Origin of the sequence: Ruminococcus sp. Marseille-P6503 (assembly GCF_900604945.1) — a bacterium.
Lineage (GTDB): Bacteria > Bacillota > Clostridia > Oscillospirales > Ruminococcaceae > FB2012.
Genome location: NZ_UWPB01000002.1, coordinates 612,183 through 630,417 on the forward strand (window position 1 = coordinate 612,183; position 18,235 = coordinate 630,417).

Annotated in this window: 12 protein-coding genes and 1 pseudogene; 11 read left to right on the forward strand and 2 right to left on the reverse strand. The window is 37.0% G+C overall.

The window, feature by feature from the left end; translation table 11 throughout:
• The first annotated feature begins 94 nt into the window (after nt 1-94).
• From EIH25_RS08955 to EIH25_RS08990, 8 genes and pseudogenes are all read left to right on the forward strand, one after another.
• Nucleotides 95-1,021 (forward strand): recombinase family protein, encoded by a 927-nt coding sequence (locus EIH25_RS08955; RefSeq protein ID WP_164489206.1) that lies wholly within the window; start codon nt 95-97, stop codon nt 1,019-1,021.
• Nucleotides 966-2,588, forward strand: coding sequence for a recombinase family protein (locus EIH25_RS08960; RefSeq protein WP_124100735.1), 1,623 nt, complete (start codon nt 966-968; stop codon nt 2,586-2,588). The genes EIH25_RS08955 and EIH25_RS08960 overlap by 56 nt, the downstream gene beginning before the upstream one ends.
• A 65-nt stretch (nt 2,589-2,653) precedes the next feature.
• On the forward strand, nt 2,654-2,896 hold the full coding sequence (locus EIH25_RS08965) for a type II toxin-antitoxin system Phd/YefM family antitoxin (RefSeq protein ID WP_124100736.1): 243 nt from the start codon (nt 2,654-2,656) through the stop codon (nt 2,894-2,896).
• On the forward strand, nt 2,893-3,273 hold the full coding sequence (locus EIH25_RS08970) for a type II toxin-antitoxin system death-on-curing family toxin (RefSeq protein ID WP_124100737.1): 381 nt from the start codon (nt 2,893-2,895) through the stop codon (nt 3,271-3,273). Before EIH25_RS08965 ends, EIH25_RS08970 begins: the two co-directional genes overlap by 4 nt.
• Before the next feature lie 368 nt (nt 3,274-3,641).
• Nucleotides 3,642-4,555, forward strand: a pseudogene (locus tag EIH25_RS12710) (site-specific integrase).
• 234 nt (nt 4,556-4,789) lie between these two features.
• Complete coding sequence (locus EIH25_RS08980; RefSeq protein ID WP_124100739.1) at nt 4,790-7,060, forward strand: glycoside hydrolase family 5 protein; 2,271 nt, start codon at nt 4,790-4,792, stop codon at nt 7,058-7,060.
• Nucleotides 7,061-7,137: 77 nt separating this feature from the next.
• Nucleotides 7,138-9,552 (forward strand): FIVAR domain-containing protein, encoded by a 2,415-nt coding sequence (locus tag EIH25_RS08985; RefSeq protein ID WP_124100740.1) that lies wholly within the window; start codon nt 7,138-7,140, stop codon nt 9,550-9,552.
• Between the two features lie 220 nt (nt 9,553-9,772).
• Nucleotides 9,773-10,594, forward strand: a complete 822-nt coding sequence (locus tag EIH25_RS08990) for an Rpn family recombination-promoting nuclease/putative transposase (RefSeq protein ID WP_124100741.1) — start codon at nt 9,773-9,775, stop codon at nt 10,592-10,594.
• 307 nt (nt 10,595-10,901) lie between these two features.
• Here the strand turns inward: EIH25_RS08990 and EIH25_RS08995 are convergent, their stop codons facing one another.
• Nucleotides 10,902-11,819, reverse strand: a complete 918-nt coding sequence (locus EIH25_RS08995; protein WP_124100742.1) for a tyrosine-type recombinase/integrase — start codon at nt 11,817-11,819, stop codon at nt 10,902-10,904.
• 181 nt (nt 11,820-12,000) lie between these two features.
• Here EIH25_RS08995 and EIH25_RS09000 point away from each other — a divergent pair, with 181 nt between their 5' ends.
• A complete protein-coding gene (locus tag EIH25_RS09000) occupies nt 12,001-14,454 on the forward strand; it encodes a hypothetical protein (protein WP_124100743.1) in 2,454 nt (817 codons plus the stop codon).
• Here EIH25_RS09000 and EIH25_RS09005 read toward each other — a convergent pair.
• Nucleotides 14,417-15,412, reverse strand: coding sequence for a hypothetical protein (locus EIH25_RS09005; RefSeq protein ID WP_124100744.1), 996 nt, complete (start codon nt 15,410-15,412; stop codon nt 14,417-14,419). The genes EIH25_RS09000 and EIH25_RS09005 overlap by 38 nt on opposite strands.
• Nucleotides 15,413-15,487: 75 nt before the next feature.
• On the opposite strand from EIH25_RS09005, the gene EIH25_RS09010 reads away from it, so the two are divergent.
• Both EIH25_RS09010 and EIH25_RS09015 read left to right on the forward strand, forming a co-directional pair.
• Complete coding sequence (locus EIH25_RS09010) at nt 15,488-16,474, forward strand: SIR2 family protein (RefSeq protein ID WP_124100745.1); 987 nt, start codon at nt 15,488-15,490, stop codon at nt 16,472-16,474.
• Between the two features lie 13 nt (nt 16,475-16,487).
• Nucleotides 16,488-18,185 (forward strand): helicase HerA-like domain-containing protein, encoded by a 1,698-nt coding sequence (locus EIH25_RS09015; RefSeq protein WP_124100746.1) that lies wholly within the window; start codon nt 16,488-16,490, stop codon nt 18,183-18,185.
• The last annotated feature ends 50 nt before the right edge of the window (nt 18,186-18,235 follow it).

The following is an 18,235-nucleotide window of genomic DNA, read 5'->3' on the forward strand; positions in this document are numbered from 1 at the left end:
TATGATAAAAAATCGTAAGGCATTTTTGTTGATATTGGTACTGGATATATTAAAAGCCTTGTGGTATCCTTATTGGTTGAAAGGAGTGAAATCAATGCCCAAAAACAGAGTTATCCCGTTTGGCTACTGTATGAGGAACGGAGAAATAACCGCCGAACCGAAAGAAGTCTATGCCGTATCAACGATTTTCAGCGAATATTTGAAAGGCGGCAGCTTGCTTCAAATAGCAAAGCTGATGGAATCCGAGAAAATCAGATATACCGCCGATTCTGAAAAATGGAACAAAAACATGGTCAAGCGCATAATTGAAAACGAGAAGTATTTAGGTAACGATAAATATCCGCGGATAATTGACGAAAATATTTTTAAGCAGGCAAATGAAAAACGGGTACGGAAAGCCGCTGCGCTTAATCTGATATGTGATGATTTAAAGGAAATCAGAAGGATTGCATACTGCGCCGAATGCGGAGGAAAGCTTTTCAGAAAAACTAACGGCAAGGGACGCGAATACTGGAACTGCTCAAACCAAGGCTGCTTCAAATTTGAATATCGGCTGACGGATCAGATGATAATCGGAGCGGTTCTGACTGCAATGAATTCAGTAATCGCAAATCCGAATCTGCTTGATACAAAAGATGAAATTTGCACGTATAAACCGACTTCAAGCATTCTACGTCAGCAGAATGAGATCAGCCGGATGACAGATTCTCCACAGGTGGATTTTGAAAAAGTCAAGTCGGAGATATTCAGACTGGCTGAAATGAAATACGAGCGCTGTACATACAGCGACAAACCGCAGAAAACAGCGGAACTCGTAACCTTATTTATAAATCATAATCAACTGAATACATTGGATATCGGCTTATTCAAGTCTTGTATAAACAAGATTTTGATAAGCCGTTTCTGTACTATAGAGGTCGAGTTTATTAATGGGATAAAAATAAAAAATACCATTAGGAGGGAAAATGATGAACACAGCGCCGAATGTAAAGATAATACCTGCGAAAACGCAGACAGCTGAAAACCGTAACAGGTTCCGTCAACTGAGGGTTGCCGCATACTGCCGTGTCAGCACAGAACAAGAGGAACAGCAGAACAGCTATCAGGTGCAGATCGCATACTACACCGATTTGATTAACAGAAAAAAAGAATGGACTCTGGCCGGAATTTTTGCCGACGAAGGGATCAGCGGTACTCAGACAAAGAAAAGAACGGAGTTCAACCGCATGATCCGTATGTGCAGAAATAAAAAAATTGATCTGGTGATCACCAAATCAATATCAAGATTCGCCCGAAATACAGTTGACTGCCTTCAATATGTCAGACAGCTGAAAGACCTTGGAATCGGAGTAATATTTGAAAAGGAAAACATAAATACTCTGACCATGACTTCGGAATTTATGATAGCTCTGTACGGCAGCTTCGCTCAGGCGGAATCGGAATCAATAAGTAAAAACGTTTCTTGGGGTAAGGAAAAAGCGTACCGTAACGGTAAAGTTCCGTTTCAGTACAAGCATCTGCTGGGGTATAAAAAAGGAGCTGACGGAAAGCCGGAGATAGTTCCCGATGAAGCTGAAACGGTGAGAGCTATATACGATCTCTTCCTTGACGGCTTCAGCATGACCGATATTGCCAATAAGCTGACGCTTTCGGGAAGAAAAACAGCTCACGGAAATACGGAATGGCACAGGGAGATAGTAAGGTCGATACTCAGAAATGAAAAATATGCGGGCGACGCTTTAATGCAAAAAACCTTTACCGTTGACTGTATCACTCACAAGGTAATGAAAAATAACGGAGAGAGGCCCATGTACCTTGTGACCGACCACCACTCCCCAATCGTAGACAGAGATACCTTTAACCGTGTTCAGCAGGAGCTTGCAAGACGTAATTCCAAACGGAAGATTTCGGATAAAACAATCACGGAACAAGGCAAGTATTCAAGCAAATATGCGCTTTCCGAGCTTCTCATCTGCGGAAGCTGCGGAACTCCGTACAGACGGCAGATATGGAAGTCAAACGGGAACAGATACGCTGTATGGCGGTGCATAAGCCGACTTGAACACGGAAAAAGATACTGTACTAACTCGCCTACTTTAAAGGAAACAGTTCTGGAAAAAGCTATTCTGAATGCGGTAAACGAGTATTTCGGCTGCCGGGATGAGATAGCAGAAATACTTAAAGCCAATATCGGCAGCGTCTTGGAATATCAGGGGCAGGATGAGATAATATCGATAGAAAACCGCTTAAAGGAAATCGATCAGTCGAGAAACGATCTGATCGGGCTTATAGCTTCCGGCGGCTGCGACGAGGATAAGCTGGACGGCGAATTCGCAAAGCTTTATATGGAAGAACAAAGCCTTAAGGAACAGAAAGAGGACTTAAAAGAAAAAATGCGTTTATCAGCCGATACGCAGGATAAAATCGATTCGGCTATGGATATGATAAAGGATGAAAGCTTAAGGCTTGAATTTTTTGATAACGTCATAATCCGAAAGCTTGTAGAATGCATTAAGGTTAAAAGCAAGACGGAGCTGCTCATAATTTTCAAGGGCGGGATCGAGGTTAAGACAAATATAGAAAATTAATTTTCAAAATAGGTTGAATTTATCCTAACTTTAGTATATAATATATATGGAAGGAGGGATTTAATATGACTATCAATACTAAATCTTTAGTCAGTATATCGGAGGCAAATCAAAACTTTTCAAAGGTTGCAAGACTTGTAGATGAAAATGGGACGGCTATAATTCTCAAAAACAATGTGCCGAGATATATTATTATGGAGTTTTCAGAAGCTGAGAAAATTCAGGAAGCTGACGATGAGGATATAACCAAACTGTCGCATAGAATAATAGAACAGAACAAGGAAGCATACAAGGAGCTTGCAAAATGATAAGGCTTACGGAAAGACAGATTGTAAAAATACATTCTGATCTTATTGCAAAAACCGGAGGCATAGACGGTATTAGGGATAAAGGAATTCTTGACTCCGCTGTAAATTCACCGTTTATGACCTTTGACGGAGAGGATCTATATCCAACAATTCAGCACAAGGCTGCACAGCTTGCATTTTCCATTATATCCAATCACCCTTTTATAGACGGCAACAAAAGGATCGGACTTCATGTAATGCTGATATTCTTAGAGCTTAACGGCGTTACTCTTAAATATACGCAAAATGAATTAATAAAGATCGGTTTAATGCTGGCAGATGGGAATATGACTGTAAAAGATCTTCTGCTGTGGCTTATAGATCATAATGAACAATAAAAGCTTGCTGGTAACGGCAGGCTTTTTCTGTCGGAATAATTTTCCTCTTGAAAAGCCTAATTTGTTGATATATAATTAAAACATAGTTAAAACTAATTCAATAAAAAACGGATATCCGAAAAGATACCCGTCGAAAGATGTCGTAAAATAAATCGTTTTATGGTTTTTATTGATTTTATTTAACTGTTTACAGTATAACATATTAATTTAATATTGTAAATTGCCAATATACCAAAAATAGGCACGGAATTCTTGTGCAAAATGCACTAATTAAATGTCGATTTTTGTATATGGTGTAAAAACCTACAATTCGACAAAGGGGAAAAGGAGAATTAATAACTATGTTCAGGCTTTCAGGAAAGAAAAATATGACAATAAGATTCCTTGGGGAACAATGGCTTGAAAATAAAAAGATGACCGTTAAACCGTCTACATATGCTAATTACAGCAGACTTTTAAACGATCATATAATTCCGGCGTTAGGAAATTTGAAGTATGAATCGCTTGATAAAAGCTACATTAATAAATACATATCAAAGCTTACGGAATCCGGCAGAAAGGACGGAAAAGGCGGACTTTCCGTCAGCATGACAAGGGATATTATCAAAGCGTTAAGAGCTATCGCAAAATACGCTCAGCTTGAATACGGTCTTAAAAATATCTGCGACGGAATAACCGTTCCGAAAATAAAGAAGCCCGAAGCAAAAACGCTTTCGGACAGGGAACGCAAAAGGCTTGAAAAGTACCTTTTGAACAATCAGAGTTTAACAAATATATGTGTTCTGCTCTGCCTTTATACAGGTTTACGGGTAGGCGAGCTTTGCGGTCTGCAATGGAAGGACATAGATTTCAGACGGGGTTGTCTTACAGTCAGCAAAACCGTTCAGCGTATTTCTTTAGGCAACGGAAAAACCGTTATCTCCATTGATACGCCTAAAACGGACAGCTCTGTCAGGGTAGTTTACATCCCGTTATTTATTATTGAAATGCTGAAAAAGTTCAGGCAGAAGCCTGATATTTTTATTCTTTCCGGCAGGAAAAACCAACCGAGCCAAGAACATTACAGCATAAATTCAAGAAAATTCTTGCGGTATGTAAAATATCCGATATATCATTCCATGCTCTGCGCCATACCTACGCTACAATGTGCGTGGAAAAGCAGTTTGATATTAAGACTTTAAGCGAGCTTTTAGGACATTCAGATGTAAAAATAACTCTGAATACTTATGTCCATTCCTCGGAAAAATTAAAACGCAAATACGTCAATCGGCTGGCGTGTTAGCGCAGCATACGCCTGTTAAGGTTTTTCGTAAAACGATTTAGTGTATGGTATTTCTTATTATATCAAATAATTATTTGATAGAGGAAAATAGAATGTTAATTTTATTTAGCTGTTTGAAGCTTGACAATAGAATATTGTAAAAAGGGCGCTAAAGAAAAATTTTAAGATAAAAGATAATAAATTTCCGGAAATTATTATATATTCGTATACGCAGTTATAGCGAAAGGAGTAATTATGCTCAGGAAAAAAATATTATCAATAGTGTCTGCTGCGGCAATGGCTGCTACTGTGGCTGTTGGGGATAGCGTATCCGCAAAAGACATGGGGATCAACGGTACATATACGCAAGGAAAGACTTTGGAGACTTTTTTCCGGAGCGACTGCTTGGGTTATGAATCCATTGAACTTAATTACGAATATGTATCAGCTGTCGAAACGCCTGCGGAAACCTTCGGAATACTGGCATTCGACAGCGAATGGGGCGGCTGGAACAAAACGTCTATCGGACAGGATAATCCGGCTTTGAATGTGGAGTACACTGATACGGTTGAACTGAGCGACATTGAAAGCTCACTGACTACCGGAAAGGACTTTTACGGCTTTAATCTCATTACCGATAACTTCGGAACAGGCTCGGTAAAGGTCAACTCGGTAATACTCAACGACAAGCAAGGTCAGGAAACAACAATCGCAGGCTCGTGGCACAAAGGAACGGCTTCGGCTATGACAAGCACTGATTCAGATATGGTAGTTGACGCTAATGAGTACAACATCTATCTGAACGGATTCTCCGCTTACGGCTTTACCAATCCGACGATCGACGTAACGGTCACATATGACAGCGATCTGGGAACAAACCCATTTAAAGAAGCGACTTTATACTATGCGGAAAACTATCAGCAGGAAAATGAAACCTTTACTCCTGTTGAGCAGTATGGGTATAAGGAAGCTGAGGCAGGCTCAACTGTGACCTATTCCTACAGTATCAGCGGAGAAGCGCATCAGATTGCGGCTTGCTTTGACGCTTGTACGGTAACGGAGATCAAAATCTATGACAAGACGCCTGAAGCTACAGTGATAAAAGGTAATTGGACGAAAGGTACGGCTTCCGAGCTTACTCTGGAATCCGGCAATCCTGATTTCTGGTTTTCCGGCGGCGAGGACAGTATCTATGTTTTTAACTTCTCTCTGGAAGGCTACAGAAGTCCAACGGTTGAGGTAACGGCAAACTACTCCTCAATTCCGGCAGACGGAAGCTATATGCAGGCTGAATTGTACAGCGGAAGCGCTAAAATCGGAGGCTCTTTCATTCCGGTAACGGAAACAGGACCAAGAACATTTACGTTTGATGTAAGCAAAGATTTGACAGAATTCAACGTATGCTTCGACGGCTGTACAGTTACAGAAGTTAAAATCTACGATAACCGCTCGCCTATTCCGGCACAAGTCAGCGGAAAGACAGCTGATGAGCTTGCAGGCATGATGGGCAAGGCTTGGAATCTCGGTAACGCACTGGATTCAACAAGCGACGGAACAGTCGGAGAAACTCTCTGGAATAACAAATTTCCTGTAAGCAAGGAGATGTTCGACGCTGTTAAGGCGGCAGGATTCGATACCGTAAGAATCCCTGTGTCCTACATGGACAAGATCGTTGAGAACGCCGACGGAACGTACACTATCGACTCCGCATATATGGCAAGAGTAAAACAGGTAGTGGACGCGGCAATTTCTGCGAATCTTTTTGTAATCGTTAACATACATAACGACGGCGGAAACGGCGTTGAGGATATGTGGCTTGATATTACAAAGACAGGCGATGAGTTTACTGCTGTTCAAAACAAATTTGCGGGAGTTTGGTCGTCAATAGCAAATACGTTTGCAGACTACGATCAGAAGCTTATTTTTGAAGGCTTTAACGAGTTGAATAATGGCAATTACAACTCTACACCAAGCACGTCTGAAATTGCTAATGTAAATTCCTTAAATCAGGCATTTGTTACTGCTGTTAGAAATTCCGGCGGAGAAAACAAAAAGAATCAAGATCGCATACTGATTTTAAATGGTTATAACGCAGACATTGATAACACTGTTAATGGTTTTGCAAAACCAGATGATAAAACAGCGAGCAATGTTATAATTGAAAACAGATTAATGCTTTCTGTTCATTACTATGATCCATATGATTTCGCATTAAATGAAAATGGTACAAGCGAATGGGATGCTGATACAGAGTATATGGAAGGTCAATTGCAGAAAATAGTTACTTTTGCAAACGGACTGAATATGCCGGTTGTAATCGGTGAATATGGCGCGATTGATAAGAATAATATTGATAGCAGAGAAGAATATATAGTATCATTTAATGCTATTGCAACTGAATTGGGAATAGTAACAGCTTATTGGGATAACGGTAATTCCGGACAATATGGTTTCGCTATTTTTGATAGGACGAATAATAATGTAACGACAGCGGGACAAGTATTATTGAGTTCTATTATAGGATAGCTTAAGGATAAAAGTAAAATAAAATGGCGTTTGTTATTAAATAACAAACGCCATTTTCATGATATGGGAGGGTAAATATGAAAAAACTAAAAGCTCTAAAACGTGCATTAGGCGTTTTGCTTGTGGGACTGATCGGAGTTAATTCCATTGGATTTTCTGCAATAGCGGAAAATACAGATTACTCTGCTAATTTTACTTATACGGTTGAAAATGGAGTAGCAACAATAGCGACTTTCGATAATACCGTTACAGATGTAACATTACCAAGTGAAATAGTAATTGACGGTATTACTTACAAAGCCGATGATGAAACGCTCGTTATAGGACAATCATTATTCAGAACAACCAGTAGTCAAACATTTTCGATCGAAAAGCTGATTATACCGAAAGGATATAAGGCTATACCTAAATATATTTGCAGAGAAACAGTAACATTAAAATGCGCAGTAATTGAATATACCGGAGATGATCTAAAATTTGATTCGTATGGATTTAATAATTGTACCGGATTAGAACAATTATATATATACGCTAATTCAATTAGTGAGCCGTCAATTACTGTTAAGAGTTCGTTATTCAAAAATGTTCCCTCAACAGCGACAGCATATGTAAAGAATGATAATGTAAAATCTACAATGGAATCATTAAAATGGCCCGGGGTTATTATGATTGATCCGACATTAGGAGAGGATTCAAGTTCAGATGTAAATAAATCTGCATTATCATCTAAAATAAATGAAGTAGAAACTTTTCTTTCGGGAATAGGTGATACTAAGTATACAAACATCGAAGCTTTGAAAACAGAGCTTGAAAATGCAAAGATCGTGTATAATAATGCGTCTGCAACACAGGAAGAAGTAAATAATGCCACTAATTCATTAGCTGCTGCTTTCGATAATGTTGAGGAAATCGTTGATAAAACAGCTCTTAATGAAAAAATAGAAGAAATCAGTGCATATATAAATGGTTTAGGATTAGATAGAGGTCTGTATACAGGCATTAACGCTTTAAGCAATGCTCTTTCAGCAGCGATAAGGGTGAATGTTTGGGATAATTATACTCAAGCAGAAGTAAATAAGGCTCTTGAAGATCTGAATACGGCATATAATAATATAAAGTTAAAAACAACTAATGTAATTGAACTTAAAAATGCGTTGGTTGAGGAAAATAACTTTATACAAGGGAAAAAGGATATAGATTATAATTTAAACGATTTAAGAGCTGCGGCAAATTCCGCAAGTACAGTATATTATGATGAAGGCGCTTCTCAGGAAGAAATAGATAAAGCTTGCGCAGATTTAAAGGCGGCACAGGCGGCAGTAACGAAGAAAAGCGCTGAAGCTCAGATAACTGAAATGAATGGAATAATCGATCAGTTAGAGGCTCTGAATGAAAAGGATTATACCAAAGACAGCTGGTCGGCAGTAGAAACGGCTATTACAAACGCAAAGTCAATTACTGACGGTTTAGTTTCACAATATATTGCCGCCATTGAGGATTTAAAAGCGGCAATGAGTACCTTGGAACTGAAACCTCAGAATGTAGAAGAACCCGGAGAGCCGATAGCTGTAATTCAGAAAAACGCCGTTGAAACCACCCTCGGAGAATTTACGGCGGACGAAGCTGTTGCAGGAGCGACAAAAATCAAGATAACGTTCGACTGCGCTGACGATGTTTCGTTTAACCAGTACGCAAGCATAGAAGCAAAGGCTGCAATCGCAGGAGTGGAAAGCTACATGAAGTTTGCCGGAACAGACAGTTCCCAGACAGCCGGAGCAAAGGGATTTACGATTGAATTGCCGTTGACAAATGCAATCAACTCCGGCGATGATGTGAAGCTTGTAGCGTATACATGGGCATGGGCAAACGCCAGCGACTATGTTTATGCAGTAACAAAGGTGGAATATATCAATGCTGTCGGACAGGTAGTCAAGGCGGTTACGGACAGAACTATCGCGCTTGACGAACTGAAAGCGGCAATAGCGGAAGCTGAAAAAATTGAATCCGACAATTACACCGAGGACAGCTATGCGGAACTGACAACAGCTTTGACAGCGGCAAAGGAATTGCCGGAGGATTCTGAAAAGGCAGATATTGAAGCCGCTAAAACAGCGCTTGAAACGGCTGTTGCGGGTCTGGTTGAAAAGACGGACGATTCCTCGTCAGAGCCTTCATCAGAATCAACTCCTGATTCAGAATCAACGCCAGATTCCGAAAGCTCGTCCGATACAGACGCTGATTCGTCATCAAAAACAGACGATGAATCAAGCTCAAAGACCGATGATTCGTCAAGCAAAACCGACGATTCGTCAAACGACATCACGTCAAAGACGGATTCCGCCGGCTCCGACAGTAAGGCGGGGATAACAGAAAATGCCAATAACTCAGGAGCCGGCGGAACGTCTAACCCCAACACCGGAGCAGCTTCGGCTGCGGCAGCGGGAATAATCTTATTGTCAGCAATCGGCGTTATCGCCTCAAGAAAGAAGTAACCTCCTTTACATCTTCATGGTTTTTTTCACTGCTTCCGACTTGACTTTAGCGCTGAAAGCAAAAACAAGGGTACAGTTATCTGTGCCCTTGTTTCATTAACTTCGGCTCCACTGGGACCGAAGTAAAATTTACTTTTATAAAGCTTGCAATGATTGGCATAGTATGATATAATGAAGTTAGAAAAAGGACGGAAAACAGACGTAACGGAGGCTGATACCAATGGACAGAAACATAGTGAAAGCAAAGCTGGATATAATATTCAAAACGATGTTTTCAAAATCGGAAAACGAGGATATACTGCATAGCTTTTTATCGACTATGCTTGAACTGCCGTATGATTCGATAAAAGAGATAGTGATTCAGAACTCCGAAATACTGCCGGAAACGATAACTGGAAAATTCAGCAGGCTTGATCTGAAAATGCAGGTGGACGATAAATTGGTCAATGTGGAAATGCAGATAAAGAACGAGCCTGACTTCAACGACCGCGTATTGTATTACTGGTCTAAGCTGTACAGCGGAGATCTGAAAAGCGGCGACGAATACGGCGATCTGAAGCAGAGCATATCGATCAATATAATAAACTTCAATATGTTTGAATGTCCTGAATTTCATTCATGCTTCAAGGTACTGGAAGTAAACAGGCACGAGCTGCTGACGGATAAGTGCGCGATACACTTTTTTGAGCTTAAAAAGATAAACAAGAAGATAAATAAGAATAACCGCATGGAGTTGTGGCTTCAACTGATAAACGCGGAGAGCGAGGAGGAATTGGAAATGCTGAGACAGACAAATGTGCCGGAGATACAGAAAGCGGTAATGGTGATACACCAGATGAGCGAGGATGAGAAAATACAGGAGCTTGCGAGATTAAGAGAAAAGGCGCTGCACGATGAAGCCAGCGCGTTAGGTCATGCAAGACGTGAGGGCGAGCAGATCGGTATAGAAAAAGGCATGGAAAAAAAGGAACAGGAAATAGCAAAAAGATTAAAAGAACTTGGCTTGTCAGACGATATGATAAAAGCCGCTCTTAATAAATAACAAAAATTATAAGGATACAGCGCTGATCGACGTTGTATCCTTATATTTATCCAAATTATCTTTTCCCCTTAACAAACCATCTCGGCTCATCATAATACAAATAAGACTGCTGTTATGAAATATGGTAATACCATAATTAGCATTATCTTTTATAAAATGGTTTTAATCTATGGTCATTATTTACAAAAATATTATAGTAAATTATACAATTTTATAGAAAACGTAAGGGAAATGCTCTGTATTTGGCAAAATGTATTGCATTTAACATAAGCGTGGTGTATAATGGGTATTAACAAGTATAATTGTATTATTTTGCATTTACAATTATCTTGTTGCGAGGATGTTTAACCGATAAAATTTCTTTCTGTTTTGCCATTGCAACGTGAGTGTATATTTGTGTGGTCGTAATGGAACTGTGTCCAAGCAGCTTTTGTATGTAACGAATATCAACATCTTCATCCAGAAGCAGAGTAGCAAAAGAATGACGGAACATATGAGGTGTGATATGTATATCGTACTCTGTCATAGCGGTGTATTTGCAGATGATTTCACGAACAGACTGTTCAGACAAGCGATGATGCAGTTTATTTATAAAAAAGAAACCGCATTCTTTTATATCTGGTTGAAATAGTTCATAGTAGTTGTTCAGCGCCCGCAGAACATCAGTGTTTTCAATTTGTATCATCCTTTCTTTAGAACCCTTGCCAAAGATTTTTACAGTATGATTGGTTAAATCTACAGAGGACAACTTAAGATTGCAGATTTCAGATACCCTTGCACCTGTTGCAAAAAGTATTTCAAGCACGGCAATATCACGGGTGGTAATTTTTTTTTGATATTTAGTTTTAGTTTGTGACTGCAAATTGTAGGCACAGATAAGAATGCTGTTAATTATGTTCAAAGGAATTGTTCTTGGAAGAATAACAGGTTCTTTGAAAGAAACTTCGATTTTGTCAAAAGGATTTATATCAATAACATCTTCAATTAAAAGATAGTGGGTAAAAGCTTTTACAGTTGCAATTTTTCTTTTTACCGTTTTTGGCTTAAACTGTTCATGCAGCATATCAATATACAGGTAGATTGATTCTTTAGTGAACGTATTGTTCGTAAATTCAGTGAATTGCCTAAGATCGGTTCTGTAGGCTTTTATGGTTTTATCGTTAAGAGCTTTTCTGTTTTTACAGCAGTTTAGGAAAAGTTCAGTTTGTAAAGTAAGATTTAACATTTGCGGTTGACTCCTTTATTTTTTAGATATTTATATTATATACTATAAAACTATGAATGTCGAATTGTGTAAATGGTTTCTCGGTGAAATCTTGAAAATATGATGACATAGGTAGAATTATGGTGTGTAATTTTATAAAAAGGACAACCCAAGATAACTACAAATTATCGGAGGTTTTGTTGTGAAGGATATAATTTTTGACAGGGATAAAGAAACAGAAAATATACTCAGCTTTATTAATAGTACCTCTAAATCCACAATAATAATAATTAAAGCACCAGTAGGTGTAGGAAAACGTAGCCTCGTACAAAAAGTTTGTGAACGACTACCTGCTTCATATAATATATTAGATATTAAATCTGAAGGAATTAACGAAGATAGTATAAAGGTGAAAGGAGAATATTTATATAATATTGTCTGTAATTTGGATGACTCTTACAAACGTCACAATAACAAGAGAATGTGCTATAGTACGTTTGCAAAGAACCATCGTGCTATAAGACATAGAAATGCCGAAAAAGATCTGTTATCCTTATCTGAAAAAGGTCCTTCTGCCTCATGGGTATTTTCAGTAGCTTTAAAGACAATACAACGTCTTTGGGGTACACCGATTGAATATACAGATTTACAAAAAGGAACTTCTTCTGCTATGACTTACGGCTGCGATTATCTAAAATATGTATGTTCACAGGATAAAGTAGCGTTAATACTAAATGATGTTCAATATATGGATTCAGCAACACAGCAAAATCTTCTCGAAACAATTGAAAATTGTACGGATAATGGATGCATTTTCTTTTTCCTATACAACATGGACGCTAACTTTTCACAACATCAATATTCAAGCTTAGAAAAATATTTTAATAGCTATTGCAGTGTTCTTCCGATTAAATTAGGCTCATTACCTTTCTGCTTTACAATGAATATTTTGCAAAACACTATATCAAAAAGTGTGAATGATAAAGAACTGTCTATAAATGATATTTACGTAAGTATGAGTAATGAACTTAATTACATAAATATAGAGAATCTTATTGATAAGACATATGAATTGCTCTGTAAAGATAACAAGATAAGCGCAAATAGTCACTCAAGTGGCTTTAATACTGCTTCGGATACAGAATTGTTTATTCTATCATTAGTTGATATATTTTCTGGTTGTGTTCTGTATAAAACAATTATATTTATTTATAATTTAGCTATGCCAAAGGAAAACAACTACTTAATTGATAAAGCACTTAAGTCCTTAATAGAAAAACAGATTCTTAGAAATGTAGAAGAAGAAAAGTATACATTTTATCACCGATATGCACATGATAAGTGGTTGAATTATATATCAGAAAACAAAAATAATAAAGCTATTGCTCTGGCAGCGAAATGTGCCTCGGATTTTTGTAAAGATAATATATGCAATGTTGACTACAATGATAACACAAAGAAAGTTGAGAAAACTATATGCATATTAGTAAGAATTTTTAAATTATATTTACCCGTCGATCTATCTTACCTACTGGATTGTATTGGGATGGTTGCGGGAAACTTCAGTAGCCCTGTTGATGTGTGGAATTGCCTAGAAAAACTATTACAGTGTATAGAAATCAAAGAAGAATATACTCTTCTTTTTTATAATATTATTGAGATTTGTTGTGAGTTGGAACTCTATCAGCAGGCTTGGGATGTTTGGACGCAAATAAAACCAATCATATTCAAAGAAACAGAAAATGAATGCACGAAGATCAATTATCTGTATTGTAAGCTACTTTATCTATGTAATAAAAATCACGAATTAAAAGAATTTGTAGAATCGAACATTGCTAAAGCACATAATAACTCAAGTCTAATTTATTACTATATCTTTTTGATTGTTTCAATGCGAACAAATAATCAATACGACGAGATAAAGATAGTTCTAGATGAAATAGAAAAAAATAGAGATAAGCTAAAGGGTTCCAAGCATTACGGTTACCTGCTTAGAATTTCAGAAGTTTATAAATCAAGGCTAGAAGCTATCCCAGACATTGAATTAAGTGTAAAGATATTCGAAGAGTACGATATGGCAGAACAAGCAGCAAAATCCAAAATTTCATTGTCATTTCTTTATGCAATAACAGGAAAATTAGATATGGCAACTGAAATGATAAATGATGCTAGACAACTTTTCGAAAACAGGTTTAAACACATTCTATGCAATAACGAAGCTGTTGTGGATTTACTCAGAGGGATATATAGAGAACCTACAGAAACATTACTAAGAGAAGCTTCCTCTGCATCAAACGGATGGTTTTCAAATGCAGCTATCTGTAATAATCAAGTAATTGTATATTTTGAGCAGCAAAACATACCAGCATTAAAAGCCAGTATAGCGTCTTTAGAGCAGATGCTACCTCAAATAGTTGATAAACACCTTCTTGCAGTTGTTTCATTTAATCTTTCTGTTGCAACCGAAACTTTTGATAGAGATAAGTCTGAAAAATACAAAAAACAAGCCCAAAAGTACAGTGAGCATGATGTTGTACTCCGTAAAAGGCTAAATGGACAAGCACCTAGTAACTGCATGGAAGAGTTCTTGCTAAGTAAACCATGGCACATTGTCATGCTTAGTTTTTGGGAGGTCGATTACACCGAAGATTATTAATTGCACTGTTGATAAAAACACTAAGCATATCTGCATATGATAAGTTATTATGTTTAAATGCTTTTAACATAAAACAATCTGGATGTAGGCTGCAATCTGGTGTATACTCAATAAGATAAAACTCATTATTGTATATTTTTCCGTCTATTCGCATGTAGTCTACTTTTCCGAGCCCAGAGAATAGTCTCTTAGCGGCTGAGATTATTTCATCCGAGATATCCTTTGTGATAACTTTTCTGTTTACTAGCGATTTGCAACATTTTTTGCTTTCATAACCCCAAATACGGTCATTCATTTCAAGAGACCCGTCTAGTTCAAGAGCTACAACTTCACATAACTCTATTGCCTGCGGTGTCCCAGCACAGCAAATTGCTACCTCCGTTCCCTTGATAAATTCTTCAACCATTATGTTGTGATACAATGGAAGTAGCTGTTTTACAAGATTTTTCGCACCTTCACGCGTGTATACAAGGTTACTGTCTGAAATACCTATTGAACTTCCTTCAAAATTAGGTTTTACTACTACAGGATAACTTAGCGTGTCCAGCATATTTAACTTCTGACCTTGAGAGATAACTACACCTTTGGCACTCTTTATACCAAATTGTTTAGCATGTATTTTACTAAGTTCTTTATCTTGGGACACTGCCTGAACGTATGCATCAGCTCCGACATATATAATATCGTATGCTTCGCAGATTGCAGGTAGGATTAATTTCCTATTTCTAGACAATTCTCCTGACCAGATTGCTGTAAATACATAGTCTCCTGTATGTTTAGCTATATTATCAATAAACTCGCTAGGAGACCTATATATGAAGAAGTTATCAGTTATTTTTTTAGCTGCTTCAGAAAAAGCAGCTAAATATTTAGGGGATGTGAATTCTAAATTGGTTGATGTAATATCAACATTGTTTCTGTTTTCAACTTGATCACATATAAGAACAATACCATTCATTATTAAACCTCCGATAATTTGTAGTTATCTTGGGTTGTATCCAAAACAAGCACTAATACAAAGGAGTTTAAAGTCATGAATAAAGATGAAATTTTCAAATTGATACAAAGGTCATTGTCAAATCCACCATTAATTTTAGTAGGAAGTGGAGGATCAGCACCATATGGTTTACCTAGTATGGGGGATTTAGGAATCCACTTAATCAATTCACTTGATTCAAAATATAGCAGAAATTATTCTTGGAATCAATTTGTTGAAAACCTTAATGATGGACAAGATCTTGAAACAGCATTAAGCAAATTATCACTTGATGATGGTATAATTGAAGATATAAGAAAAGAAACATGGAAATTAATATCTGAAAAAGACCTTGATCTCTTTAAAAGTGTATTTTTGGCTAATAAAGTTTTATCTATAGGGAGTTTAATCAAAAAATTCTATCAGACACATCCTAAATGTGTTAATGTTATTACAACAAATTATGATAGAGTGATTGAGTATGCTTGTGATTCTGTAAAGTTGCCAACTTGTACGGGATTTTCTGGTCTATATTTAAAAGATTATTGTAATGAATTTCCTAATAAAGATATAGTCAACGTAATAAAAGTACATGGATCATTAGATATGTTTAGAGATATACATGGTGCTCCTTTAAACATTCCTTTAATGAATGAGATACCATTTGGACTTGTCCCAGAGATAATAACTCCAGGACTGTCAAAATTTCAAGCTGTACTTAAAGGAAATCCGAGAAATTTGTTAAGCATTTCAGACAAAATGATAGAAAAAGCAAATTCTTTTCTCTGTATTGGGTATGGATTTAACGATGAACAGGTACAGGAAAAAATAATTACGAGGATTAGGCAAAATATTCCGATTGTAATTGTTACTATGCAACTATCTGATAGTGCTACACATCTCATAACTAATAATGCTAAAAATTTTGTTACAATACAAAAAGGGAACAAGCCGAATACTACTGAATTCTGTATTAATAAGGAAATAACCGTTTTGGATGGTTGTTTTTGGTCTATTGATGGATTTATGAGAATAATTGACTAGGAGGATAACTTATATGAGCATATTAGATTTCTCAGATAAAAAACCATTTGGTAAAGTTCAAAGTGTTGATACCTCTATTGTAATTGTTCATGTTGACGATGCTGAGCAACTCTCTAAATTACAAGTAAATCACTTTGTTGCTATTAGATCCTCAAAATCTGGACAAATCCTAATCGGTATGGTTAGTAAAATAATGAGAAAATTCAGTAGTGAAATAGATCTTGATGAAGATGAATTAATGTTATCTGCTGACATTGTTAAAATCAATTTGGTCGGTACATTTCTTGATAGAGAAGGTACAAAACGAAATATATTTAAACGAACTTTAGAATCTGTTCCTGAAATTGACTCAGAAGCATTTATTCTTGCAAGTAAGATGCTAACAGATTTTATGGCTTCAATTTCTAGAATTGATTCTGGGATGGAAAAGCCATTGTGTATAGGAAGATATGCAATAAATGATGAAGCTACTGCATGGCTTGATGGAAACAAGCTGTTTCAAAGGCATGCGGTTATCGTAGGCAGTACTGGTTCTGGTAAATCATATACGGTTGCTGCTTTAATTGAAAAAATATCTGAATTAAAGTCGTGCAATGCTATTTTATTTGACATACACGGAGAATATAATCCTATAGTTGGAGATGGTATTAAACACTATAGGATAGCTGGACCATCTGATTTGCTTTCTGACGAAATTATGTTTTTACCATACTGGCTACTTAATTATGATGAAATGATAGCTTTGATGTTAGATCGAAGCGATTCAAATGCTCCAAATCAAGCTATGATGTTCAGTAGGGCGGTTATGGAAGAAAAGAATAAGTATATATCGGAGAAAGGTATTAATTTATCTGATGGTATTACGATTGATAGCCCTATTCCGTATAATATAAATAATGTACTATCATTTTTAGATAGTAAAAATACAGAACGCGTAAAAGGTGATGGCGGCCGTGAAAAAAATGGTGACTTTAACGGAAAACTGTCAAGATTTATTCAACGTCTTAGTTCCAAAGTTTCTGATAAGCGGCTGAACTTTATGTTTTCAAGTGATAAATCATTGTTAGAATATGATTATATGAATAAGCTTTGCAAACAATTAATGTCACCTGCCAGCCAGTCCGGAGGAGTTAAAATTATAGACTTTTCAGAAGTCCCATCGGATATTTTACCGTTGATGGTTTCTCTTATTGCAAGATTGATTTTTTCTGTGCAACAATGGATGGATAAAGATAAACTTAATCCCATTGCAATTTTCTGTGACGAGGCTCATTTGTATATTCCGGCAAATGCACAGCAGAGCGTTGAAGTTTCAAGCTTACATAGTTTCGAAAGGATAGCAAAAGAGGGAAGAAAATACGGTGTAGGATTGGTAGTTATCAGTCAACGACCTTCTGAAGTAAATCATACTGTTTTGAGTCAAAGCAGTAATTTTATTGCTATGAGATTGACAAACTCAGATGATCAGAATGTAATAAAAAAATTACTTCCTGACAGTATAGGAAACTTTGCAGATTTATTACCTATTCTTGATGTCGGTGAAGCAATTGCTGTAGGAGACGCAAGTTTATTGCCAAGCAGAATTCTTATTGATAAACCTAAAATCGAACCCAATAGTGCGACAATTAAGTTTTGGTCTGAATGGTCTAAATCTAATGTTTCGGATAGCATTGATAACGCTGTTGAAGCAATGCGAAAACAAGGAAAATAGGTGGTTAATACCCCTAACGCAGTTTGAACCCTTAGGTCCAAACTGCGTTG